This window comes from Methanoculleus horonobensis, assembly GCF_001602375.1.
Taxonomy (GTDB): domain Archaea; phylum Halobacteriota; class Methanomicrobia; order Methanomicrobiales; family Methanoculleaceae; genus Methanoculleus; species Methanoculleus horonobensis.
Window position 1 is genome coordinate 852,268 of record NZ_BCNY01000015.1, and the last position, 22,795, is coordinate 875,062.

General features: G+C 61.4%; 21 protein-coding genes and 2 tRNA genes. 14 read left to right on the forward strand and 9 right to left on the reverse strand.

The annotated features are described in order from the left end of the window. The first annotated feature begins 81 nt into the window (after positions 1-81). The gene (locus tag MCUHO_RS12020) at positions 82-1,293 is read left to right on the forward strand and encodes an MFS transporter (protein WP_067078675.1); all 1,212 of its coding nucleotides are present in this window, start codon (positions 82-84) and stop codon (positions 1,291-1,293) included. A 36-nt stretch (positions 1,294-1,329) separates the two neighbouring features. Next, entirely contained in the window at positions 1,330-2,475 is a 1,146-nt protein-coding gene (locus tag MCUHO_RS12025) for a CPBP family intramembrane glutamic endopeptidase (RefSeq protein ID WP_067078677.1), read from the forward strand. Positions 2,476-2,717: 242 nt separating this feature from the next. Here MCUHO_RS12025 and MCUHO_RS12030 read toward each other — a convergent pair. The 3 genes from MCUHO_RS12030 to MCUHO_RS12040 form a co-directional block, all read right to left on the reverse strand. After that, positions 2,718-2,804, reverse strand: a tRNA-Ser gene (locus MCUHO_RS12030). A gap of 37 nt (positions 2,805-2,841) precedes the next feature. Further along, positions 2,842-3,750 carry an RNA-guided pseudouridylation complex pseudouridine synthase subunit Cbf5 gene (locus tag MCUHO_RS12035; RefSeq protein ID WP_067078679.1) on the reverse strand — a complete coding sequence of 303 codons (909 nt, stop codon included), beginning with the start codon at positions 3,748-3,750 and terminating at the stop codon, positions 2,842-2,844. Positions 3,751-3,754: 4 nt separating this feature from the next. Further along, positions 3,755-4,435: a uroporphyrinogen-III synthase gene (locus MCUHO_RS12040; protein ID WP_067078681.1), complete on the reverse strand. Its 681-nt coding sequence runs from the start codon at positions 4,433-4,435 to the stop codon at positions 3,755-3,757. 89 nt (positions 4,436-4,524) lie between these two features. Between MCUHO_RS12040 and MCUHO_RS12045 the strand changes: the two genes are divergently transcribed. The 4 genes from MCUHO_RS12045 to MCUHO_RS12060 are packed head-to-tail and all read left to right on the forward strand — an operon-like array spanning position 4,525 to position 8,001. Then, complete coding sequence (locus MCUHO_RS12045; RefSeq protein ID WP_067078684.1) at positions 4,525-5,736, forward strand: tripartite tricarboxylate transporter permease; 1,212 nt, start codon at positions 4,525-4,527, stop codon at positions 5,734-5,736. A 34-nt stretch (positions 5,737-5,770) separates the two neighbouring features. Next, on the forward strand, positions 5,771-6,631 hold the full coding sequence (locus tag MCUHO_RS12050) for an NOP5/NOP56 family protein (protein ID WP_067078686.1): 861 nt from the start codon (positions 5,771-5,773) through the stop codon (positions 6,629-6,631). Beyond that, the gene (locus MCUHO_RS12055) at positions 6,628-7,230 is read left to right on the forward strand and encodes a fibrillarin-like rRNA/tRNA 2'-O-methyltransferase (protein ID WP_067078688.1); all 603 of its coding nucleotides are present in this window, start codon (positions 6,628-6,630) and stop codon (positions 7,228-7,230) included. The genes MCUHO_RS12050 and MCUHO_RS12055 overlap by 4 nt, the downstream gene beginning before the upstream one ends. A 36-nt stretch (positions 7,231-7,266) precedes the next feature. After that, a complete protein-coding gene (locus MCUHO_RS12060) occupies positions 7,267-8,001 on the forward strand; it encodes a DUF1614 domain-containing protein (protein ID WP_067078691.1) in 735 nt (244 codons plus the stop codon). A 108-nt stretch (positions 8,002-8,109) separates the two neighbouring features. Here MCUHO_RS12060 and mntA read toward each other — a convergent pair whose 3' ends face one another. The 6 genes from mntA to MCUHO_RS12090 form a co-directional block, all read right to left on the reverse strand. Then, positions 8,110-8,496 carry a type VII toxin-antitoxin system MntA family adenylyltransferase antitoxin gene (mntA, locus tag MCUHO_RS12065; protein WP_084386012.1) on the reverse strand — a complete coding sequence of 129 codons (387 nt, stop codon included), beginning with the start codon at positions 8,494-8,496 and terminating at the stop codon, positions 8,110-8,112. 196 nt (positions 8,497-8,692) lie between these two features. Beyond that, a complete protein-coding gene (locus MCUHO_RS12070; protein ID WP_067078696.1) occupies positions 8,693-8,923 on the reverse strand; it encodes a type II toxin-antitoxin system HicA family toxin in 231 nt (76 codons plus the stop codon). After that, positions 8,910-9,170, reverse strand: coding sequence for a type II toxin-antitoxin system HicB family antitoxin (locus MCUHO_RS12075; RefSeq protein ID WP_067078924.1), 261 nt, complete (start codon positions 9,168-9,170; stop codon positions 8,910-8,912). The genes MCUHO_RS12070 and MCUHO_RS12075 overlap by 14 nt, the downstream gene beginning before the upstream one ends. Before the next feature lie 120 nt (positions 9,171-9,290). After that, positions 9,291-10,121, reverse strand: a complete 831-nt coding sequence (locus MCUHO_RS12080; RefSeq protein ID WP_067078698.1) for a TIM barrel protein — start codon at positions 10,119-10,121, stop codon at positions 9,291-9,293. A gap of 48 nt (positions 10,122-10,169) precedes the next feature. Further along, positions 10,170-10,242, reverse strand: a tRNA-Gln gene (locus MCUHO_RS12085). Positions 10,243-10,294: 52 nt separating this feature from the next. Continuing rightward, a complete protein-coding gene (locus tag MCUHO_RS12090) occupies positions 10,295-11,020 on the reverse strand; it encodes a thymidylate synthase (RefSeq protein WP_067078701.1) in 726 nt (241 codons plus the stop codon). 496 nt (positions 11,021-11,516) lie between these two features. Between MCUHO_RS12090 and MCUHO_RS12095 the strand changes: the two genes are divergently transcribed. From MCUHO_RS12095 to MCUHO_RS12125, 8 genes are all read left to right on the forward strand, one after another. Continuing rightward, positions 11,517-13,832, forward strand: coding sequence for an MEMAR_RS02690 family S-layer glycoprotein (locus tag MCUHO_RS12095; RefSeq protein ID WP_067078704.1), 2,316 nt, complete (start codon positions 11,517-11,519; stop codon positions 13,830-13,832). Positions 13,833-14,583: 751 nt separating this feature from the next. After that, on the forward strand, positions 14,584-14,730 hold the full coding sequence (locus MCUHO_RS12865) for a hypothetical protein (RefSeq protein ID WP_162839722.1): 147 nt from the start codon (positions 14,584-14,586) through the stop codon (positions 14,728-14,730). Positions 14,731-14,885: 155 nt separating this feature from the next. Next, a complete protein-coding gene (locus MCUHO_RS12100) occupies positions 14,886-15,155 on the forward strand; it encodes a GNAT family N-acetyltransferase (RefSeq protein ID WP_268872798.1) in 270 nt (89 codons plus the stop codon). A 430-nt stretch (positions 15,156-15,585) separates the two neighbouring features. After that, positions 15,586-15,876, forward strand: a complete 291-nt coding sequence (locus MCUHO_RS12105) for a nucleotidyltransferase family protein (RefSeq protein WP_048114148.1) — start codon at positions 15,586-15,588, stop codon at positions 15,874-15,876. Beyond that, complete coding sequence (locus tag MCUHO_RS12110) at positions 15,873-16,214, forward strand: HepT-like ribonuclease domain-containing protein (protein WP_048114147.1); 342 nt, start codon at positions 15,873-15,875, stop codon at positions 16,212-16,214. The genes MCUHO_RS12105 and MCUHO_RS12110 overlap by 4 nt, the downstream gene beginning before the upstream one ends. Before the next feature lie 226 nt (positions 16,215-16,440). Further along, positions 16,441-17,964: an AMP phosphorylase gene (locus MCUHO_RS12115; protein WP_067078709.1), complete on the forward strand. Its 1,524-nt coding sequence runs from the start codon at positions 16,441-16,443 to the stop codon at positions 17,962-17,964. 40 nt (positions 17,965-18,004) lie between these two features. Continuing rightward, positions 18,005-19,399, forward strand: a complete 1,395-nt coding sequence (locus tag MCUHO_RS12120) for a carboxypeptidase regulatory-like domain-containing protein (RefSeq protein ID WP_067078712.1) — start codon at positions 18,005-18,007, stop codon at positions 19,397-19,399. A 260-nt stretch (positions 19,400-19,659) separates the two neighbouring features. Continuing rightward, positions 19,660-22,737: a hypothetical protein gene (locus tag MCUHO_RS12125; RefSeq protein WP_067078714.1), complete on the forward strand. Its 3,078-nt coding sequence runs from the start codon at positions 19,660-19,662 to the stop codon at positions 22,735-22,737. The last annotated feature ends 58 nt before the right edge of the window (positions 22,738-22,795 follow it).

A 22,795-nucleotide genomic window follows, 5' to 3' on the forward strand; every position in this document is an offset into this window, starting at 1 on the left:
AAAATCTTCTTCTGCAACCGATATAACCCGGCGGCGCGAACCTACGAAGGAGAGCAGTTCTCTATAGGGAGATGAGTCAGCATGACGACCGAAAGACCGCATCGGCTCCGCACCTTCCGGAGCCGTATCGCCGCATCGCCGGACGCGATCCTCGTGCTGGTCGTGCTCGTCATCTTCATGGACATGCTGATCTACGGTCTCCTCATCCCGGTCTTCCCCCAGTATGCCCCCCGGCTCGGTGTGGGAGAATCGGTCATCGGGATCATCTTCGGGATCTACGCCGCCATGCTCCTCCTCTTCTCCATCCCGATGGGCCTCCTCTCCGACCGGGTGGGCCGCCGCCATCTCATCGTCGCCGGGATGCTTCTCCTTGCTCTCGCGACGGCTCTCTTCGGTTTCTCGACCACGATCACCCACCTGATCGCCGCCCGGATGGTTCAGGGGGTCTCGGCCGCGGCCACCTGGTCGGCGGGGCTTGCGCTCCTCGCCGACACCTGCGAACCCGCCCGGCTCGGGGAGAAGATGGGCGTCGCGCTCTCGGCGGTCGGGGTCGGGACGATCCTCGGGCCGGTCGCCGGCGGGCTGCTCTTTGAGTATGCGGGCTACACCACCACCTTCCTCGTCCCGGCAGTGCTGGCGGCCGCTGTCGGCCTCGCGGTCCTCGCAATACCGGTGCGCACCTGCAGGCGGGAGAGCGGCCCGCACCGCTCCTCGATGCTGCCCCGGGGCGCCCTCCTCCCGCTCGGAGCCTGTTCGGTCGTGATCGTCGCGGTCTCCGGGACGTACGGCGTCTTCGACCCCTATCTCCCGGTTTACCTGCATGCGGTCTTCGCCGCGTCCCCGGCGACGATCGGGGTCGTCTTTGCGGTTCTGGCGGTTGCGGCCATCCTCGCCCAGCCGGCTGCAGGAAGGATCTACGACCGGTACGGCGGCAGCCGCTACCTCATCGGCGGCGGCCTTCTCCTCGCGGGGGGTGCGACTGTCGCCGCCATGCAGGCGGGCTCTCTCCCGCTCACCGCCGCCGCCGTCTTCGTGCTGGGGGTCGCGCTGAGCTGCGCCCTGGTGCCGACGATGCCGCTCCTCGCCGATATCTACCGCGACCGCGGCTCGCAGGGCGCCGCATACGGCATGTACAACACTTTCTTCGCCGTAGGGCTCTCGGCAGGGCCGTTTGCAGGAGCCGTCCTCGCGGGCCGGTGGCCGCTGCCGGCGATCTTCCTCGGGCTGGCGGCGTTCCTCGGGGTTATGGGAATCCTGAGCGGGCTTGCCTTCGGGAGACTTACGCAACGGTGAGATACGTTCTTGATGCCACCGGTTGATGGTATTCCAATGTTACCGGAGTTCTTCCGTCGGTACGCACCCGAACTGCTGATCGCCTTCTTCGGCCTCATCTTTCTGGTTGGGGCCTTCTGCGGGATCGGCGGGGAAGCAGGAGCGTTCCTCACCTCGGCGCTCGATGTGGCGCTCTTCGTCATCCTTGCCATGCTTGTGTATCTCGCAACCCGGCACCCTGCGTTCCGGTGGATCGCCGTCTTCTGGCTCCTGATCATGGTGGCCGGGCTTGCGGCCCTCGCGGTGGGGTTCGGGGCGATAGCGATCCTGCCGGCCGAGATGCTCGAGACTGAGGAGATCGATCCGGAGACGGTCGACCTTGCTATGGCCGTGGAAATTGCGCTTCTCCTCCTCGGCGCCCTCGTCGCGGGATTTGCAAGCCTCGTCGGGCTTTCACGCCGGTTCAGGGTATGGCTCGCGGGGTATCTCCCGTTCGACCCTGACTCGCTCCTCCATACGGTCGCGCTCGTGGTCATCCTCGCCATGATCCTCATCCCTCCCATACCGCTCCTTGTCACGGGTGTTCCGCCCTTCCTCTCGGAGCAGTTCCTCGGCCTCCTGCTTGAGTCCGGGGATCTGCTCGCGAACACCGTCACGCTGGATGCCTATACCCTCTTCTGGACGCTCGTCGGCTCGTTCTTCATCGCCGGGGCGTTCGTCTGGCGGACGGGGCGCGAGACCCTGGAGCGGCTCGGCCTCGTCCGCCCGACGGGCCGGCAGGTTGTTCTCGCCGTCGTCGCGGCTCTCGCGCTCGTCGCCGCCTTCCACTTCATCGACCTGGCGCTCGCCATGCTTATGGGCTGGCTCGGCATCCCGGTCACCGACGAGGATGCCGTCAACCTGCTCTTTGCCGGCGCGCTCACGCTCCCCGGGGTCATCATGGCATCCGTCGCGGCGGGGTTCGGCGAGGAGGTGAGCATCCGCGGCCTGCTCCAGCCCCGGTTCGGCATCCTCCTCCCGGCACTCCTCTTCGCGTCGCTTCATGCGTTCCAGTACAGCTGGGACGGCCTCGTCTCGGTCTTCTTTGCGGGGATTATATTCGCCTATATCCGGCGGTATACGAACACAACGACGTCGGCGATCACGCACACCGTCTACGACCTGGTGCTCTTCTCGATGATGCTGGTCGGGATGTCGATCTGAGGAGCAGAACACCTATTTTTTCCAGCACGTCAGTGTTTGCTGTGCACACTTGATCGGTGGCCAGCTTCCACCGCGACGGTCAGAAGTTGGTCGCCGGACCAATTCAAAATAGCACGGCCTCTTCCAACTCGAAGCAAGGAGAGAGTTTTTTTTCTGTCGGAGGTATCCCGTATTTACGCTGCACGCCGAAAGACTCGGTATACTCTCTTGAATGCCGATCGAAGTTCATGAAAAACAAGAAGCGCTGAGGGGGAGATTTGAACTCCCGAGGGGCTCAACGCCCCACGGGCTTTCCAGGCCCGCGCCCTACCGGTCTAGACTACCTCAGCAATGTGCATCATTAGTTGGCGGTGTATTCTATTAATATTAGCTCTTGGCGTGCGCTTTCCAGCCGCGGGGATAGGTGCCGGGCTGCATCAGGATGGTGGTGGGCGCGACGACGAACCCCGGTTCCCCGGGCTTCAGCGCCGACGAATTGACGAGGCCCTTCCCGAGCCCGACGAGTTCGCCGCGCTCGGTCACGATCGCGACCGTCTCGCCCTTTGCAAACCCGCCTTCCTTCCCGACGACCCCGACCCCGGCGAGCACCGCACCGTGGCAGACGGCGTCGACGGCGGTGTCGCGGACGACGACCTTCGCGAGATCGGCGACGGCGGTCGCCGGGGGGAGGATCATCCCCTGCAGGGGTTCAGGGTTGCCCTCCCGGGCGGTTGCAGCGGCATCGGCGAGTTCGTGGAGCGTGACGACAGCGGTCTCGTCAAACGATCCCGAGCGTATCCTCCTGAGTTCCGCCATGTGGGCGCAGACCCCGAGCGCGTAGCCCAGGTGAACGCAGAGCGTCCGGATGTAAGTCCCGGCGTCGCACCTGACCCGGAAGAGGACGAGCCTGCCGTCCATATCCAGGATCTCGATCTCCTGGATCTTCCTGATCCGGAGGTTTCGTTTCACCGCGCTCTTTCTCGGCGGGCGCTGGTATATCCGGCCGGTGAACTCCTCTGCCACCCGCTCCACGGCCTCCCGGGAGGCGTCGCCGTGAAGACGCATCAGGCAGACGTACTCTTTGTTGTGCGAGAGGAGGACGGGGGCGAGCCGGACCGCGCCGCCGAACATGACGATGAGCACCCCGGAGACCTGCGGGTCGAGCGTTCCGGCGTGGCCCACCCGGCGCCCGAGGATATCCCCGACCCAGGCGGTCACCTGATGGCTGCTTGGTCCACGGGGCTTGTCGACGACGACGATCCCGGATTCCGGGATGAAATAATCCTGGTCGGTCATCTCCTCACCTGCCTTCCATGTAGTGGTTCAGCGCCTCAAGCGTTCCCGCAAGCGATCCGTCCCCGGTGACCGCCGGGGGATGCCCGCCGGCCCGCATGGCATCGGCGGTGATCTCGCCGATGGCGACGAGGAGCAGGTCGTCGCGGGGCTGCCAGCGGGCTTCCCGGTAGGACATGGCGCTCGTGAAGAGGACGGCGTCGGCGGCGTCAAGCGCGAGTTTCACACCCGTGGGGATGAGGGCGTAGACCCGCTCCTCCCGGACCGTTCCCCCGGCCGCGGCGATCGCCTCAAGAAGACCCGGGTTCGGGACGTCGGCCCGCGGGATGCCGACCGTCCGGCCGCGGAGCCAGTCCCCGAGGTAGGGGACGAAGTCCCGGGAGTAGAACGTGGGGAGAACCTCCGCCTCGATCCCGAACCCCCTGAGGACTTCGGCGGTCTTCGGCCCGATCGCGATCACCCGCGGCCACCGCTCGAGTTTCGGCCCGACGACCGCGGCGGGGAGGGCGCTTGAGAAGAAGAGGCAGTCGAACTCGCCGCGGTGGACGGCCTCGACGAACGTATCGACCCGGTCGGGCCGGAGCTCCGCCCGGAGCGGCGAGACCGTGTAGCAGTCGTGACCATACGTAGCGCAGAGGGCGTGGTCTCCCGCCGCCTTGTTCTCGAGCCGGGTGATGGCGATCTTCATCGCTACAACCTTCGTCCCGGAGGAATATGACTGTATCGGGGGACGCAATCCGGTTGGTTTATCCCCGACCGCCCCGACCGTTAATTATCGTGCTCTCCGGTATCGTGCTCGGGGCCGCCGTCGGCATCGGTTGCGGCGCCGTGAGCGGCCTCGTTCCCGGCATCCATGCAAACACCGTGGCGGGAGTCCTCCTCTCGCTCCAGGCGCTCCTGCTCGCCTGGTTCGACCCGGTCTTCGTCGCTGCCGCGATCTTTTCCACCCTTGTTACGCACACGTTCCTCGACAACGTCCCGAGCACCTTCCTCGGCATCCCCGACGCCGATACCTCGCTTGCGGTCCTTCCCGCGCACGCCCTCTGCCTCGAAGGGCGGGGAGAGGAGGCCGTCCGGATATCGGCTCTCGGGAGCGCCGCAGGTGTCGCCCTCTCCCTCCCGCTCGCGGTGGGTTTCATCCTCTTCCTCCCCACCCTCCAGCCGGCGATCGACTGGGGTATCGGTCTTGTCATCCTCGCTGTCGCCGGCTACCTCATCGTCGTCTCCGAATCCCCCGGGTGGGCGCTCGCGGTCTTCTCGGTGTCCGGGCTCCTCGGGCTCTTCTCGCTCGGCTACTCCTTCCTCGCCTGGCCGACGGGCGGCGAGTCCGGGGTGCTGATGCCCCTCCTCTCCGGGCTCTTCGGGATCGCGGTTCTCCTCAAGGCCTCGCACGGTGTGATGCCGGAGCAGCACTTCTCGGGGTTCGATCTTCCCGCAGGCGCTCTTTCCCGGGGATCCCTGCTCGGTTCGGCCGCCGGCGCTCTCGTCGGCTGGCTCCCGGGCCTCTCGAGCGCCACGGCGAACGCACTGCTCACCTCGGTCGTCGGCTACGACTCCAACCCCCGGGAGTATATCCTCGCGACCAGCGCTGCGAACACCGTCAACGCCTTCCTCGGGCTTGCGGCCTTCTACGCTATATCCCGGACGCGGAGCGGCGTGATGGCGGCGATCGGTGCGCTCGAGGAGATCCCGCCGGCAACCGCCATTCTTCTTGCGGGTGCGCTGGCCGCGCTCGGTGCCTACCTCCTGACCGTTCGCCTCTCGTCGACGGCTGCGTGGTTCTCCGGTGTGAACATCACGAGACTCAACCATGCCGTCATCGTCTTCGTCGCCATCCTCTCCCTCTTCCTCTGCGGCCCGTTCGGGGGACTCGTCCTGCTCCTCGCAACGGCGGTCGGCTACGTTCCGTCCCTCGTCAACGTCCGCCGGGTCTACTGCATGGGCGCGATCATGGTTCCCGTGATGGCCTACTCCTTCGGTCTTGCCTGACGTTCTTATATCGACTGCCTCCCAATACCGTACCATGCTACAGCGCTACTGGTTCGGGGACATCGACGAGGAGGGGTGCCGGCCGGCCGGCACCGATCCGGCCGCGCTCGCGGAGCGGGCGGCCGAGCTCCGCACCGGTATGGATTCCTTTGTTCCCATCGACTGGGAGATTGCCCGGGACTGCGGGGTCGTCCGGACACGGGAGGAGTACGTCGACCTGCTCCGTTCCGTCTGCACCGCCCTTGCCCGGCAAAAGATCGCCCGGGCTTACCAGGGCCGGGACGTCGAGCTCCTCCAGATGGTCAGGATGCTCGACGAACTCGACAACGTCATCAATCTTCTTCAGGAGCGTGCGGCGGAGTGGTACCAGGTCACGAATCCGTCCTTCTCCCGGAAGTATCGCTCTCTTCCGGCGAAGAAGATGCTCGGGATTGTCCGAAAAGGGGCGCGGGGCGGGCTCTCCGACGTCGCCGACGAGATTGAGCGGCTTACCGGGACGCGGAGCCGCCTGATGCGGGAGGTCTCGGCCCGTGCCGATGAGGTGATGCCGAATACGAGCGCGCTCATCGGCGGGCTGGTCGCGGCCCGGCTCCTCTCCCGAGCGGGGGGGCTTCCTGCACTCGCGAGGATGCCGGGGAGCACCATTCAGGTTCTCGGCTCGGAACGCGCCCTCTTCTCGCACCTCCGGGGCGGGACGCCGCCGCCGAAGCACGGGATCATCTTCCAGCACCGGCGGGTTCACAACGCCCCGAGACCCGTGCGGGGGCGGGTGGCCCGGGTGCTCGCGGCGAAACTCGCCATCGCCGCCCGGCTCGACTATTACCGGGGCGAGGCGGTGCCGGAGTTCCTCAAAGACGCCCAGGCGCGGATCGACGATGCGGGGGTCGAGGCATGATCCGGCTCGGGAACGTGCTGGTCTCGCCCGGAGAGGGCGGAGTCTACGGGGAGCGGACGCTCGACGGTTACCGGGTCTGGGACCCCTACCGGAGCAAGCTCGCGGCGCTCTACACCCTCGGCGGCGGGGTGGAACTCACTCCTGAGATGCGGGTGCTCTATCTCGGTGCGGCGAACGGGACCACGGTCTCGCACGTCGCCGACTACGTCGAGACCGTCTACGCGGTGGAGTTTGCGCCCCGGCCGATGCAGGATCTCCTCGAGGTAGCCCGCCGGAGGCGGAACATCGTCCCGATCATGGCCGACGCGAACCGCCCTGAGGAGTATGCGCCGTTCATGGAGGCGGTCGACCTCCTCTATCAGGACGTGGCGCAGCCGAACCAGGTCGAGATCGCCGAGAAGAACCTCGTCTTCCTCAAACCGGGAGGTCATCTCATTCTGATGCTCAAGACCCGGAGCGTGGATGTCCGGCAGGAGCCGGTAGAGGTGCTCGCCGGGGCGCGGGCCGGGCTCGAGCGGCGCCTCGATATCGCGGATGTCCGGTGGCTCGACCCCTACCACCACGATCACGCCGCGATCGTCTGCACCCTCCGGGAGTAGCATATTATATATTAGAGGGGAGGGCGACTCCTTGACATGGACCGGGTAGTCTTCAACCCCTTCTCCCCGCTGATGATTCTCTTCTTCTTCGGACTGCTCGTTCTCTTTCTCCTCGCCGTCATCGTCTTTCCGATCCTCTTCCTCTCGGCGATCGGAGCGACTTTCACGCGGCTCGGGTTCTCCTGGTGGCAGGCGCTCCTCATCCTCTTCCTGACGCTTATCGGGAGTTTCATCAATATCCCGGTGAGGACGCTTGAGGGTCGGCCGGGGGTGCCGGCCTACGACCGCTACGCCGTGATGTATGGACGGCTCTACCGCATCCCGCAGCAGGCGCCGCGAACCGTCCTCGCGGTCAACGCCGGCGGCGCCCTCATCCCGGTGGCGATATCGCTCTACCTGCTTTATGAGTCGGTCGTGATCAGCGAAGGTTACCTGCTCTTCGCCCTCGCGCTTGTCGGGGTCGCGGTCGTGACCGTCGTAACGAAACTCGTCGCCCGCCCGGTGCCGGGGCTCGGGATCGCGACGCCGTTCTTCATCCCGCCGCTCGCGGCGCTTTTTGCGGCGCTGATCCTCTCGCTCTTTGCGGGCGGCGTCCCGGGCTCGTCGGTGATCATCGCCTACGTGAGCGGGACACTCGGCACCCTGATCGGGGCGGACCTCTTGAACCTCCACCATATCGCGGAACTGGGAGCGCCGACGGCGAGCATCGGCGGGGCGGGGACGTTCGACGGGATCTTTTTAACCGGGATCATCGCGGCGCTTCTAGCGTGAACTCCATCACTATATGGGCGGGGTCTCCCGGTTAGAGTGAATCCCCAGGCTCGACGGCGCTCATCCGGGTTCTGCCGGTACGGATTGCCGTATCCCGGATCCCTCCCGTCACGTCATCGCCTCCTTGCCGATGTAGTCGTATAACCGGTGCTTAAAATCGTCGAATTCCCGGATCGTTCGGTACGCAACATCATAGAGGAAACGCTCGTCGAGACAGTAGATCACCGTTCCGCGGAGGACTTCCGTCCGGAGATAGAGCGGCAGGTGGGAGAAGATCTGGATGTCATAGCGGTCGTCGGCGAGTTCGGAGAGCGCCGCAAACCTGAACCGGGCTGCTTCCTCGCGGTCTCCGTCGTAGTAGACGCAGAGGTCGATGTCGGATCTCTCTCTCGCCCGCCCTTCGGCAACGGAGCCGTAAAGAATGATGAAGCGGACCTTCTCGAAGCCCTCGATGGTTCCCATCCGCTCCAGTGCGTGCCGGACAAAATGATTCACTCGCTCTCACCCCCCGGGGCGCGCCCGGAAGTTCTGTAGGTTCTAGATGGGGATCGCTCTCACATTAACGTTTCCTGCAGTGCGGGGCCGAATAGGGCTGGTCGTCGGTCCAATTCCCCCACAATGTCAATATCAATATTCGGGATCCCCGGAAAGTCGTTCAACCCCACAACCACAAAATAGGTGACATAGACCGCTACCCGGCGAGCCGGCTCCATTCTTCACGGGATACGCCCGCCTGCCGGAGAATGCGCACGAGCAGGTCGACGCTGATCTCTCTACCGTGCGGGTTTGGGATGGTCAGAACGAGATCTCCTTTCACCATGAACGGGTGTCTGCCTCCCTGGCACGGCCCCTCGAATCCCAGGGCCTGAAGATTCTTAACAAGTTGGTTCCATGAGACGGGTCTGATCCTATGCTCCGGCACCCGTATCAACCCTGACGACCTCTTCCACCGTGCGGCCGGCGATCGGAGGTATCGGGAGGCCGCGCCGGAGTCGTATAACCAACCATTCGTCGATGACGCCGGCAAGGTTCCTCCTGCACTCTTCGAGCGTCCTGCCGGTTGCAAAGACTCCGGGAAGTTCCGGGATCTCTCCGTAATACGGTTCATCGTCCTCGATGATCTCGTAGCGGGCGTGTTCGAGTGCCGCGTTGATATACTCAAGGATCATTATATACTTCAATGGGATTGCCCCCGCATATAGGATTTTGCTTTCCCTGACCCGGCGGGATTACGACTGCTGTTGTCGGGCCGATTCTTCGGGGCGGCTCCGATGTGCTACGGGTGCGATTCACTCCCCGGCACGGTCTTTCCAGAGCCCGGCAAAGACCTTCACCTGCCGGGCGTAGACATCCGCAGAGTCCTCCTTGTACTCGAGTGTCGTCGGGACGGCGGGGTGCCGCCGCAGCCGGGCAAAGACCGCTGTGAGGTCGAGGCCGCCGTCGGGACGGTCGAGTTCGAGGTGCTCGTCGGTGATCGAGGCAAGCCGGATGTTCGAGAGGTGGTGGAGAACCACGTCGAGGTCTTCGAACTTATTCAACTCATCCGCAAACGAGAGGCGGCGGTAGTTCGTGGTGCAGGCAAGATGGGGGAAGTCGAGACAGAACCGGGTGATCCTGATGCCTGCAAGCGCCGCGAGTTCTTCGGCGGTGTTCCCGAGGAGGGGGTAGCCGGCGTAGACCGCGGGAAGGTTCTCGAGGGCAAGGCGGGGATCGGCGTGGCGGTCGAGGAAGTGGGCGAATGCCTCCACGGCGGCGAGCCGCCCGCCCGGCTCGTACCGGCCGGCGTGGAGGACGATCGTCTCTGCCCCGAGGGTGTCGGCGGCTTCGAGCGTCCGGGTCATCATCTCCTCGATGTACTCCTCGATCTCCGTGAGCGGACGATCGTCATAGGCGGCGGGGGCGCAGGGGTTGACGCCGTGGTTGTGGTGGGGCGCGTGGATGACGGCCGGGATGCCGGACGCGGCGATCCGGTCGAGGCGTTCGAGGAAGAACTGCCGGGGCAGGGGGACGGCCTGCACCTGGATGTGGCGGATTGCGCCGTCGTCGTAGAGGCCCGCGAGCAGGGCAAGCGTCTCTTCGTCGTCGAGGCGCACGGTGCCGCCGAGATTGTGATCAATCATATACCACCCTCCGGTGTATGCCGTTTGTAGACGGAGAAAAAGATTGAGTAGCCCGGAGCAGATTCGAACTGCTGTCGCGAGATCCAGAGTCTCACATGATTGACCGCTACACTACCGGGCTATTGGGCTCTAAAATGTTGTTTGTGAATCTTAATTAAAGTGACGGCCGGGGTTTATGCCCCGGACGAGCGCGGGCACTTTCCGCAGGCCCTGCAGACTTCGGCAACAGGCCGGATCTCGGCGCCTGATCTACAAAACGGCTCGATATCGTTGATATCCCGGCGGTAGTAAACGTGGGGGACGAGCGCGATGTGGGTGTAGCGCCCGCAGGGCACGCCGAGCCTGTCCGCGATCATCTTCTGGAGGCGGACGAGCGCATACATATTGGAGCCGGCGGCGGAGAGGATGTCGTTGCTCCTGAAGACGACCTTCATCTGGAGTTTCCCGTCCCGCACCAGGCACTGGACGAGCTGGAGGCAGGGGCAGTCGTCCAGGTTCTCGTCGACGACGGGGTTCCAGGTGATCGCGACCGCCCGCCGGGAGTTCGGGGCTTGCCTGAGTTTCCGGGCGATGTAGTCGATCTGGTCGACGTGGACGTCCTCGCCGTTCACCGTGAGGGTCTCGCCCCAGTCGAAGAGCCGCCGGTGGTAGTCGTACTCGAACTTCGCGTCGGAACCCTTGAGGAGGTTCTCGGCGTAGACGTCCAGGAACCGTTGCTGGAACCTTGAGGCGGGGCTTGCCATCGGCTCGCTCTCCGGCGACTCCACCTCCAGCGCGAGTACCTCGCACTCGATCGTCGCCTCGTCGTTCTCGGTATCCAGCACCCATCCTTTCTCGAGGACGGTCCTGACCGCCAGTTCGTGTGCCCGTGCGAGCGTAGGCGCCCGAATGATCCGCATAGAGAGTTGTTTGCAGGCCGGGGTAGAAAAGGCTCCCCACTGGGAACGGTCATGTATATACGTGCTCCGGTGGTGCCACCCGCCCCGGCGGTTGCCCCCGGTGGGGGCGGGGCGACCACCCGGACGGCGCCGTCCGGGCAGTGCAGGGCGCGTGCGGCACCGCGGAGAGTAAGCGCGGCAGGGTCGCGCAGGGAGCGCTGCCGGGGTCGGGAGTTCCCGCTAATCCGCGGAGTAAGATTTTTATCCTCGCGTATCTATGGACTCCGGTGATCCGGGAATGAAGTGTGATCCTGACGTATTCGGGGCGTTTTCCAGTATTGTGGTGCCTTTCGGGGGCGTCGGACACCCGGTCGACCACAAAGGATATATTAAGTGTTCCACAAATATTGTGACATATTCCGTGAATCGGAGTATAGAGCGTGGTGAACCCGTATTCGACGTCTGTCGAGTACCTCGCGTTCACATTCCCTCATGTCATCACAAATGGAGGTATAGTATGAAGAGTATGACAAAATTGATGGTGGTCGCCATGATCCTCGCGGCTGCGCTGGTCGTTGCACCGGCTGCGGCACGGACGGTTGATTCGCTCAACACCACCATCTATGTAGGCGAAGAAGGCATAAACTTCGTAGGCAACTTCTCGGACATCCAGAGCCTTCGCCATTACAGTGGCGATACGGAAGACAATGTCATCACGGTCACCGATGCCAGCAGCTTCGATCTGACCGCATCTGACGTTGATGGGATATATGGCAGCTACAGGGTGTACAATGCCACTGCTGCTAACGGATCCGTCATCATCAGGGCGCCCTCAGTGACGGTTGACGTCATGCTGAACCAGTCCGGCAAGAACCCTTCCCAACTGAAGGACTCGGTGGGCGGCAAATCCATCACGCGCCAGAATGAGGTTATCTTCAAGCTGACCAACAACCTGGGCGGTTTCGCTGGATACGTCGGCCCCAAGAACAACATCAGCATTGATGTTACCCTGCCCGGCGGCGGTGTGGTCCGTCAGCTTAAGACCGTGAGCCTGGAGAACATCCCTGCAAACGGTACGAACTGGTATTCCGCTAATGTATCCATGGCCGGTCTCGAAGCAGGCACCTACACTGTCCAGGCGAACTGGCCTAGCGCGTCTGACTTCTACGGCAAGGGCTTTAACTCCAACACCGTGACCTTTGAGCTCCTCACCAAGTCACTTGCCGTCACGTCCAGCAAGGACAGCCTTGTTCGTGGCAACAGTTTCTCTGTGACGGTCACCGGTGAGTCGAAGGAGACATACCGGTTGTTCATCAAGCCCGACACAGCTCTTGGTCCCGATGAATACCCGTTTATCGTAGCCGGCCAGGCTGGCGTTGATTACACCAGTGCTAACCCAACCCGGAACGTAACTGTTGAGACCACCGCCGGCGGCGTGAGGTCTGTCCAGTTCAACACCAACACGACCACCGACGACCGGACGTACACTATCCGTGTCGAGAGTCTCACCGACCCGACCGGCACTTACGACGAGGTCAAGGTAAAGGTCGAGAAGGGAAGCGTTACCATCACGGCGTCCGGCACCGGTACCTACTACATCGGTGAGGAAGTCACTCTCTCCGGCACCTGCACCGACAACGCCACGACGGTTCACCTCTTCATGACCGGTCCGAACCTTGCATCCGCAAACGGCGTCAACATCTTGACCCTACAGCCTGTGACGAACAACGCTACCGGTACGTTCAAGACCGCGGATGTTGAGAGCGACGACACCTGGTCGCTCAAGTGGAACACCGGCGACATTGCGACACAGGGAGGCGCTCTTGATTCCGGCGGCTACACGATCTACGCTGTCTCGAAGCCCCTGGACAAGAGCAAACTCTCCGACGCCCAGTACGCCACGGCTTCTATCCAGCTCCGGTCCGGGTTCATCACCGCGACCTCGAGCGGTGCAGTCGTTGCGAGGGGTGACGACCTGACGCTCACCGGAACCGCACAGGGCGACCCAGATTTCGTCAAGGTCTGGATCTTCGGCAAGAACAAGCAGATACTCGGGGATTCCGCAACCGTTGAGGATGACGGCAGCTTCGAGTATGAACTCAAGGGTGGCGATACCAGCAATCTCGCTGCAGGCCAGTACTTCGTGGTCATCCAGCACCCGATGATGAACAAGGAGTTCGACATAAACACTAATGCTACTGCTGGCTGGATCGTCGGCCGGGGTGTCTCCGGCTTTGCTCCTGTATATATCAGAGGGCTCCAGGCCTCCGATGCGGCGACCGCGCTGATCAACGCCCTTGACTCCCCGAACATCGACGACACCTACGTGAAGCTCACGTTCCTCGTCGAAGAGCCGAACATCTGGATCGACGCGATCGGCGACAAGGCTGCAGGCAGCACGTTCACGATCACCGGCACGACCAACCTCGCCGTCGGCGACACGCTGAACGTTGAGGTCACCTCCGCTGCGTTCCAGCCGACCTCCAAGAGCGAGGCCTCCGGCTTCGGCTCGGTTGCCGGCACAACGGAAGTCAAGCAGGGCGACGGTGCGAACACCTGGTCGTTCGAGGTTGACGGTGCGAGCTTCAAGCCCGACCAGTACATCGTCAAGATCGAGTCCATCGAGACCAGCACGACTTCGACCGCGACCTTCAACGTAGTCGAGGCAGTCCCGACAACTCAGGCTACCCCGACCGCGACCGCGACCGGTGAGGTCACCCCGACCGCTACCACGACCACTGAAGCTACCCCCACCCAGTCCCCCGGATTCGGAGCACTCCTTGCTCTGGCCGGCCTTGGTGCGGTTGCCTTCCTGGTCCTGCGTCGGGATTAAACCCTAACCAACCCTAATTTTTTGTTTTGAGTCTATTTTTCCGAAAGTTTTTCCGGGGACGGGACGGGATCGCGAGTCCGGGGATTGACGGCAGCGGACCGTTGTAACTGTAGTTCACGTCTCCTTCGCGCCAACGCGAGAGACTCTCTCATTTCCCTTCACTGCCGACTCACGCGAAGAGGCGTGGGTATTACGGCATGAAACGGTCTGCCCGATACTCCAGAGTTCTGGCCCCGTCGCGGCCGCCCTGGAGAGCCCTGTCCTGTCCTGGGGTAGTGCCCATGCCGTGGACTGTGGCAGGTATTCGCCCCGGGGAGGGATCTTCCCCTCCCCTGTCTCGCGCAAACGTCTCCCACCTTTTATCAACCCCACCCCACCCGCGCTTTCAGCGCTCCTCCCCCGCCCCTTGAGGGGCGGGGGCAGTCATGGCGATACCCTATGGAAAGCCGTATCTTGGACTGGCATGCAAACGGGAGCGCCCGGGTCTCAAAGCCGTTGTTTCGCAGGGCACTACCCTATCCTGGGCCGGACGGAGGAGAAAATCAATGTGATAGAGCCCGGCGTTTTCCCGACATCGCCCCCCAAACCTGCCGTTGCCGAAAGAAGCACCTATTGTCTATTGGTGGGCTGCTAGCCTTCATGCTCAGATGTCGAGGGCGATTGTGGAGGCGCAGAGAGAGTTTGCCCCGGGATCAAGAGAAACCTATTTGAGGTATCCACGGTCATATTTCATATCTAGAGGTGCGTGACGATGGCAAAACCAATCGAACTTGGGCTTACCCTTGAGGGCGAAGATGCCCGGCGCTTTCACGAATATATGGAGAGGCCCACCTATACTGACGACGCACGGAAACTGATCCGGCTTGCAGCACAGGACGCGCAAAACCGGCGCCTGTGAACACAACATGCCTCTATGACGCTCCTTTTTTACCTCTTTCCAGGGACTCTGATTATCAACTTGCAGCTGCGGTCATGCTGTTCTGGACGAATTCCTGATCGAGGATTCGATGGAGTGATGGGAGACGAGGGTATCCTTACAGGAAGTATCCTGCAATCAAAATCGCCCGACTGGCAACATCAAAAACGCATCAGAGAAAAGGCATTGGTTCTCTGATGCTCCGCGAGGTCCTGGCGCTCACAATAATGATATCCGGGTATGTCGGATGTAGGATCATCACGGTGGATGCAAAACCCGGCTCCGTGGGCTTTTACGAGAAATTTGGGTTCAAACGGGCAATGAGCAAACGTTCCGATCCTGTCCCTACTGTCCCTATGTACATGGACTATCATCGACTGCTGGAGGAGGAGCCCCGAATTGGGTGACCACACGCCCCGGGACTTCTGCCCAGAACCCGCCCTCTTCGGCCTTCTGGATCACAACCGTAAACTCCATTTTTAGCACCTCCATTTTAAAGCAATGCAAGCAACTCTTCCTCTGTTTATCCGGCTTTCTTTATTGCCGCCGTAAGAAGTCCGATCTTTAGCTCCTTTGACCAGGGCAGAGTTATAATCGCTCCGGACGGCATTTTGATGTCGCCGTGATCGCCTTTTACCTGCCGCATCACGCCGCTGCCCGTATGATGGCCCGCACCGCCTCGTGGTCTTTGGTTCCCGAAGCATCCCCGAACCAGCCCCTCATCCTATAATAGCCCCACCAAAGGATATGCGTTCTGCAGGGGTTCAGCGCATCCTCGCCTCTCGGGCGAACCCTTATATCCCCTGCTCCATAAGATCGATGCAGGAGAGGGTTTGAATGAGTCTGCATGCGGAACTGCTCAAAAGAAGGGATGAGATCCTCGAGATCGCAGCCAGACATGGTGCCCGCACCCTCAGAGTCTTTGGATCGGTGGCCCGGGGTGAGGAGACCCCGGCAAGCGACCTCGACCTCCTCGTCGAGTTCGAGCCCGGAAGGAGCCTCCTTGACCACATTGCCCTCGCCCAGGATCTGCAAGACCTGCTTGGCCGTGATGTCGACGTGGTGACCGAGAAAGGACTGCACTGGTATATCAGGGATCGCGTCTGCCGGGAGGCCGTGCCGCTGTGAGTGACGACTGCCTCTATCTCATCCATATCCTCGAGTCGATAGAGCGGATTGAGGATTATACGCGAGAAGGGCGAGACGTGTTCATGAACTCCCCGATGGCACAGGACGCGGTGATACGGAACTTTGAGATTATCGGCGAGGCGGTGAAACAGATTCCGGTATTTCTGAAGGAGGAACATCCAGATATCCCGTGGCGCCGGATTGCGGGTCTTCGTGACGTCCTGATCCACCAGTACATGAGTGTGGACCTGGAGGCCGTTTGGGCTATCACCGGAGAAGATCTCCCTGAGTTCAAGCGGGCAGTTGCGGAGATCCTTGCTGGACTGCAGGGCCGCTGAGCAGCCCGCCCGACCCCTCTCACTATAACCTCACCCAAGCGCCGTCTCGCCTGGATGAGGCGTAGCTCCCGGTCCGGTGCTTCGCCGGGATCTGTATCCACACCAAACGCCGCGAGAGAAGTCCGGGGAATGTTGGGCTCCGGGTAGATGCCGTCTGCCCGCTCCCCCGATCAGCCGTCCTTAAGTAGTACAAAACCTCAATTTCAGGTAGGATGGGGTTACACGTATGAAACTGACCGTGAAACTACTCGACATCGCAAACCGTGGGGTTCTCCTCCACAGCACCGACGCCAGGAACATGCGGGTCCGCGACGGCGACCGCGTTCTGGTCGCCGACGAGGCGACCGGAAAGACCGCCCAGGCCCACGTCGACACCACCGGCTCGCTCATCGAGCCGGGTGTCATCGGGGTCTACCGCCCGCTGAACGCGACGCTTGCCGTCGACGAAGGGGCCGTTGTCGTGGTCCGGAGTGCCGAGCGGCCCGCATCCCTCCGGCACATCAAGAAGAAGATGGACGGCGGCCGGTTCACCAAGGACGAGACCGTGGATATCGTCAGGGATATCGTCGACGACATCCTCTCGCCCGGCGAGATCACCGCCTACGTCACCGCGTCGTACATCAACGGCCTCGACATGGACGAGGTGGAGTACCTGACGAGGGCCACGGTCGAGACCGGGGAGCGCCTCCACTTCACCCGGCACCCCATCGTCGACAAGCACTCCATCGGGGGCGTGCCCGGGAACAAGATCACCCTCCTGATCGCGCCGATCATCGCCGCGAGCGGCCTTTTGATCCCGAAGACCAGTTCCCGCGCCATCACCGGCGCCGGCGGGACCGCCGACCTCATGGAAGTTCTCGCGCCGGTCTCATTCACGGCGACCGAGGTGCAGCAGATGACCGAGAAGGTCGGAGGTGTCATCGTCTGGGGCGGCGCCACGAACATCGCCCCCGCTGACGACAAGATCATCACCTACGAGTACCCGCTCCGGATCGACGCCCGGGGCCAGATGATCGCGAGCGTCATGGCGAAGAAGTTTGCCGTCGGCGCCGACCTCGTGGTCATCGACATCCCGGTCGGTCGCAACACCAAGATCCCGGACCCCCAGGAGGGCCGGAAACTCGCCCGGGAGTTCATCGAGATCGGGGAACGGCTCGGCATGCGGGTCGAGTGCGCGCTCAGTTATGGGGAGTCGCTCGTCGGCCACACCATCGGCCCGAACCTCGAGGTGCGTGAAGCCCTCGCCGTCCTCGAAGGCGCGACCGAACCGAGTTCCCTGGTCCAGAAGAGCCTCTCGCTCTCCGGGATTGCGCTCGAGATGGCCGGGAAGGCCGCACAGGGGCAGGGGTACCAGGCGGCCGCAGAGCTACTCCGGAGCGGGAAGGCGCTCGAGAAGATGCGGCAGATCATCGAGATCCAGGGCGGTGATCCGACCGTGAAGGCCGAGGATATCGTTCCGGGCGAGTACCGGTTCGATGTCCGGGCGCCGCAGGACGGCTACGTCATCGAACTGAACAACAGCGCGCTCGTCACGCTCGCCCGGCTCGCGGGGTCGCCCTACGATCACGGCGCGGGGCTCGAGATCCACGCAAAGAAGGGGACCCGGGTCAAGAAGGGCGACCCCATCTTCACCATCTACGCCGAGCGGGAATGGCGGCTCGAACGTGCGATCGAGGTCGGCCGGACGCTGATGCCGGTGGTTGTGGAAGGTATGGTACTTGAACGTATCCCATCCGAGCGCTGGGTGTAAACCGATGCACTCAAATTTTTTGCCGCAATAATACTCCTTCATGAAGAAAAGTCGTCTCGTCATAGTTCTTCTGATCTCCTGCGCCCTCCTCTGCTGCACGGCGCAGGCGGTCACCCTGCGCATCAGCGTGGTCGACGATAGGACCGATGACGCGCTTGCCGATGCCTCGATATACATCGATGGGGACTACGTGGGGAGCACCAACTCCGCTGGAACCTACTCCTACGCCCATTCCGGGAAGAAGGACCTGTACCTGAAAGTCGTCCGGAAAGGCTACCGGAACTGGGTGGAGTACGTCGATTATGACGCGACCCGCGTCGAGATCGATATGATCCGGGAGGACGCGACCCTCATGTTCGAGCTCTACGATGCGGGTACCCTGAATCCGATCGTAGGCGGCGTGGTGCGCGTTACGGGTAACGATTACTCAGATTCCGAAGTCAGCGGGAGCAGCGGGAGCGTGAACTTCCCGGTGAAGGCGAATGAGTTGTACAACGCCGAGATCCGCGCTTCGGGATACCATGACCTCTCAAAGAGCGTGCAGATGGAGAGCAGCAGTAGAACCGTCCAGTGCCTGCTCTTCTCCAATGATATCCTGGGCATCCAGGTGCTGGACGTCGAGACCTCCACCCCGCTCAAGGGTGCGGAGGTGTATATCGACAACGCGCGCGCAGGGGAGACCGATGCCGACGGCAGACTGCAGTTCCACCTGGAGCGTGCGAAGAGGTACTCCTTCAGGATAACGGCGCCCGACTACCAGCCCTACCAGGAGAGCCGCTACCTGGAGGTGGACGACGTCTTCCTCCCGGTACGTCTCTCGAAGTCGGAATACCCCGTCTCGATAACGGTCTTCAACGAGGCGACGAAGCCGGTCGAAGCGGCTGAGATCTATCTCAACGGGACGCTGCAGGGCAAGACCAGCCAGTACGGCAGGTTCATGCTCTCCAATATCCATGCAGGCACCTACGAACTCGTGGTGCGGGCGCCCGGTTACGCGGACTGGAGCGAAACCCGCCAGATCACCGGACAGGGCGAGGATATCGTCGCCGAGCTTGGTTACGACCGGGCGAGCGTGACCATCCGCGCGTCAGACCCTGAGAACAACCCGGTTGCCGGAGCGGTCGTCGTCATCGACGGACAGGTCATCGGAGTGACCGACGGCCTGGGTTCCCTCAAGACACCGCTCGTCACGAACAAGGTGCATGCCGTCACCGCTGCCTGTGAGGGTTACCGGAACATATCGATCGATGCCGATATCCCGCTCGGCATAGCCGAAACCACCATTCCGCTGGTCCTGGAGAAAGATTTCAACGTCTGGGTGCTCGTGGCCGGTGTCGGGGTTGTTGCCGTGCTTCTCCTTGCAGCGGTCATGGTCGTGCGATACAGGCGGGCCGGGCGGAACCGGGGCAAGCCGCGCCGTCCGGACAGCCTGTAACCCCATCTTATTTTTTTACGGGGCCGGGTTTCCGGCGATATCTTTTTCCCGGGCCTGGCGGCCTGTTCTGTTTCTGGAGGAGGGAGCGTTGTACCTGCCGGAGAGCCAACGCCTCTTCTTCGTATCAGAGGTGTTATGCGGCGAATATGCTCGTTTAACGCGAGAATATTCGTCTGATTCGACAAAGGGTCTTTCTGAGAAGCCTGTTTTGTCAATAACATTTATATGGTATGCCGTGTCAGGGTGACATACGGTGACGTATGAACGGATGGACGTATGCGTGCCTGGTGGTAGGGCTGCTCTTTCTTGCGGCCCCGGCCGGGGCGCTGATACCTGATAATGTCGAGATCATTACAAGCGGTGAATGGCTGACGGCGGGGAGCGGGGAGACCGCGACCGTCATGGTGCGGGTCACAAACGGCACCCCTGCCACTGCGGTTGCCGGTGCTGTTGTCTATCTCGCGGTGGATGATGATGAGTATGGGAGTATCTCGCCCGCGTACGTGGTCACAGGGTATGACGGAAAGGCCACGGCGATTTTCCGGCACGGGACCGTTGCCGGGACGGCAATTATCACAGGGGAGGTGTCGCACGAGGAACTGCACGCGCCTCTGACCGACAGCGGCGAGCAGGAGATCGACCACGCGACACCGCATAAGATTGCCAATCTCTGGTACGATCCGGAAGTGACTGCCGGGGAGACGACGGATATCGTCGTCCGGATGGTGGACCGGTATGGAAATGTGGTGGACGGGCGGAACGTGGCCGAGGAGGTGACGTTTATGGTGGGTTCGCCGACGGGCAATGCGACGTTCGCCAACGGCATGGATGAGGTCAAAGTGCCAGTGGATTCTGTCGGGAACGCCACCACAACGCTTCGGGTCGACACGATGGCCGGGCAAAATATTGTTTATGTAACTTTTCCCGGAAATATCGGGCCACGCTCTCTGACTATCACCGGGCTTGCGAATGGAGAGCCGTCGGAGATCTACCAGTCCGTTTCCCCGATGGTGGCGGATCCGAACCCCGATTACTACCCCGAACTGCCGCTGGGCGAACAGTTCACCATCACCTACACACTCTATGACGAGTATGACAACCCCGCAGGTGATCGGGAGATACGAGTAAACGTCCAGCCGATATCCGGTTTCCTGAACCCGGAGGAGTTGTTCACCAGAACAAACAGTATGGGTAAGGCACAGATCACGTACAGGTCGCTTGACCGGGTCGGCGTCGCAGAGATAACCGCGACCGCCGTCAATAACAGCAGTGTTTCATGTACACAGAAGGTGGGCTTCTACAGCGCTGACCCGACCGGTGTGGTTCTTACCGCCGTCCCCCAGACCATCGCGAGCGGGGATGTGAAAGGCGATATCGTCTCTTCGATCAAAGCGAAGGTAATGGACTCAAAGGGCAACCCTGTTCGAAACGAGAGTGTTTCGTTCGGGATCACCAGGGTCGACGGCGAGGGAAATTTGATGACTGACGAGCCCTGGATATCGAACGGCATCTCCATTTCCAAGAAAGATGGTGCGCCTCTTGTTGCCATGACCGATGAGGATGGGTTTGCCACGATCGAATTCCACCCCGGAGCCTTCACCCGGGATATGTCAGATCCCCTATACAATGATATGGCCTCGGGGAGTGCAACGATCCAGGCCGAATGGGAAGGTATGCAGGAAGACACTACAGTGTCGTTCAGGAACTACCCCTACCTCAGCGTCAATGTCATGGTCGAGCCCCAGGTGGTTGCTGTGAACAGCAGTGTGAACGTCACGATCCAGTTGATCGGCGACGGCTGGGCCCTCCAGAAGAAGCCGATCGACGTGATGCTTTGCACCGACCGTTCGGGGAGTATGCTGAAAGACAATCCCGATCGTATGGTCAAGGCGATGGATGCCTCCAAGATCTTCAATGTCCAGATTGATCATGGATATGACCGACTTGGACTTGTGTCCTTTGGCGGCCAGGGGCAGACAGATCTCCTTTACTATAATTGGCTCGTTGGGGGATGGCTGGGTTGGGATGACAAAACCTCGGATGACTCGGTTTATCGCAATACGCACTATGGCAGCGATAGATACTACGCAGAGTACGCGACCCTCGATCTTGAACTGAGCAGCAACCCGTCAACAATTAATACCACTATCGAAGGGATGATCCCCGATTCGGGGACACCGATGCGTTATGGCATCTACAAATCTATCACCGAGTTAAAGGATAACGGTCGTTCCAATGCCGTGAAAGCGGTTGTTGTTCTCGGCGACGGCGAGTATAACTACTATGGCGACCCGCTTGCACGGGGTGCAGGGAGAACTAAATTTGATTGGTCGAATACCCAGAACGATTATACTTACTTCTCGAATCTTGGAGGCGCTGAACAGAGAATGTCTACCTATGCTAGCAACAACAATATCCAGCTGTACATGATATCGTTCTCCGACGACATCATAAATGGTAGCCACACATGGAATACAATGGAAATCCTTGCAAGCGAGACTGGTGGAGAACACCATCATGCGCCTTCTGGCGGTGACCTTGCCGAGATCTACACCAAGATTGCGCGGAACCTCCAGGAGGCGGCCAGCGTCAACACCACGATGGACCTGGCGTTCGATAAGGTCATGATCAATACCTCCACGCCCACAGAGGACGTCTTTGACTATGAGCCGCCGACCAAGATGGTCAAGTATTGGACAGACAACAAAACGACCATCTGGGGACCGGAGTGGGAAGACCTGAGCGGAGATTGGGAAGGCGACCAGACCCTCAGCTTTGAAGTTGGAGACATCTTCCTCGACCAGACCTGGGAAACCACCTTCCGCCTGAAGGTCTTGAAAGAGGGGAACATCGACATCTTCGGCAACGATTCCGTCATCAAGTTCAACGGCAGCGTGGGCCCGACGGAACTGCATCTCCCCCACACCTTCATCACCGCCAGCCATAACCTCAGTGAGTCCGGCGCTGCCGCGGCGCAGATCTGGTTGACCCAGGAATCTCTCGACACGGATGACTCCGGCATTCTTGTCCCCACCTGGGGCCTTAACTACACAGGAAACCGATCCGTGACACAGAAGATCATGTACCAGTTCAGCCAGGACGATATCTGGTGGGACGGCAACTGGCACGAGGCCGATACGCTGCACCACCCCGCAGACACCAATGTTAACGGCACGTATTCGACCACTCTTAACCTCGGGGAAAAGGAAGGGTGGTACAAGATACGGGTTTTTGCCCAGGAGATCACACCTGACGATGACGGTGCGAGTGATGAGGTTACATGGGCGGACTCCGTTCAGGTTGGGGCAAGCGGCAGGTCATATATCAAAATTAGTTAATGCATATCCTCATCTCCTCTTTTTTTGATCTGAATAAGCAACAAGGCAACCTGTTGCC